The organism is Streptomyces sp. P9(2023), assembly GCF_032436795.1.
GTDB lineage: Bacteria > Actinomycetota > Actinomycetes > Streptomycetales > Streptomycetaceae > Streptomyces.
In genome coordinates this window covers 1-1,904 of record NZ_JAUPWM010000081.1, presented here as the reverse complement: position 1 = coordinate 1,904, position 1,904 = coordinate 1, and the positions used below count along the sequence as shown (strand labels likewise).

Genomic DNA, 1,904 nt, shown 5'->3' with positions numbered 1-1,904 from the left:
CCTGACAACACACCCCTCCATCAAGGACGCCATCGTCACCGCCACCGACAACCACCTCACCGCCTACCTCATCCCGGACCACGAACACGATGCCCAGGACGACTCATCACACGTCGCCGACTGGGAGAGCGTGTTCGACACCATGCGCTCCGAAGTCGGGGTGAGTGCGAGCGACTTCGACACCACCGGCTGGACCAGTACGTACACCGGCGAGCAGATCCCGGACGCGGCCATGCGGCTGTGGGTCGAGGAGAGCGTGGCCCGCATCCTCGAATGCCGACCGAACCGGGTACTGGAGATCGGCTGCGGTACCGGTCTGCTGGCCACCCGTATCGCACCGCACGCTGCATACACCGGCGTGGACATCTCCGCCGACACCCTCGCCACCGTACGGGCCTACTTCGACGCACGCCCCGAGTACGCCGGGCGCGTGGACCTCCTCCAGCACGACGCACGCGATCTGACGGGCATCGCGGACGGCAGTGTCGACTGCGTGGTCATCAACTCCGTCGCCCAGTACTTCCCCAGCGGCCGGTACCTCCTGGACGTCCTGCGCGAGGCCGCCCGCGTGCTGTCCGACAGCGGTACGCTCTTCGTCGGAGACGTACGGGACCTGAGGCTGCTGGACGCCTTCCACGCCTCCGTCGAACTGTTCCAGGCAGCTCCCACGGACACCGCCCGGGACATCGCCGGACGCGTGGCCGCGCGCGCCGCACGCGAGCGGGAACTGGCCATCGACCCGGATCTCTTCCGAGGGCTGCGGAACCTGGGGTTCACCGAACTGAGCCTGCGGGTCAGGACGGGTGACGCGCAGACAGAGATGTCGGACTACCGGTACGACGCGATCCTGTACAAGGCCGCGCCTTCCGAGCCCGCTGGCCCCGCCGGCCTCCTGGTCCTGGATGGCCGGAAGCCCACCGTCCTCGACGAGCTGACCTCCGTACTCGAAGAAGCCCCGCCGGGCATGGGGGCGGTGCTGCTGCGCGGCGTACCCAATCCGCGCCTCGTCAACGATCTCGCCACCGCGCAAGAGCTGGTCGAAGGCTCGGTGCGCGGCCGGCCCGAGCCGGCCGGATTCCGCCCCGACGACCTGCGAGCGGTCGCCGCCGCAACGGGCTGGCGGCTGGAAGCACGGCTCACCGACGTCCCGCACGAGGTGGATGTCGTGCTGCACCGCCGCGAGCCGGCGGCGTACGTGACCGAGCCCTGCCTGGACCAGGACGTGGAGAACCGGCTCGGCCGGCTGGTCAACCGGCCCGCCGCTCCCAGGTCGGCGTCCCGGCTGAGGGAATCCGTGCAGCGGCACGCGGGCGAGACTCTGCCCTCCTACATGCTGCCGGAGCGCTATGTACTGCTGGAGCGCTTCCCCCTGACCGCCAACGGCAAGGTCGACCGGGGCCGGCTGCCCGCGCCTGGTTCGGTGATGGAACCCGACGCGCCCCAAGACTCCACCGGGCCGCGCAATCTGCTGGAGGAACGGCTCTCCGCGATCTGGTGCGATGTGCTCGGGGCACAGGGCATCGGCATCCACACCGACTTCTTCAGCGCCGGCGGCGACAGCCTGCTCGCGGTGCGCACCGCGGCCGCCGCGGCCACGGACGGGCTGCCGCTCGGCGCGTCCGACGTCTTCGCGCACCCCACGATCGCGCGGCAGGCCCAACTCCTCACAGACCGCGAACACGCAGGAGGCGGAGGAGCGGACTCCGCACTGCCGGTCGTCGTACCGGATCCCGAGGGGCGCTTCGAGCCGTTCGCGCTGACGGATCTGCAGCAGGCGTACCTGCTGGGCCGCAGCGGATTCTTCGCGCTCGGCGGTGGACCCGCAGGGTTCTACGCGGAGATCGACGCGGTCTCGCTCGACGTGGAGCGCCTGGAGGCGGCGTGGAACGCGGTGGTGGAGCGGC

Annotated in this window: 1 protein-coding gene; it reads left to right on the top strand. The window is 70.5% G+C overall.

From position 1 onward, the window contains the following. Positions 1-1,904, top strand: a 1,904-nt coding sequence (locus Q5762_RS36655) for a methyltransferase domain-containing protein (protein ID WP_315896655.1), incomplete at both ends; no start/stop codon positions are given.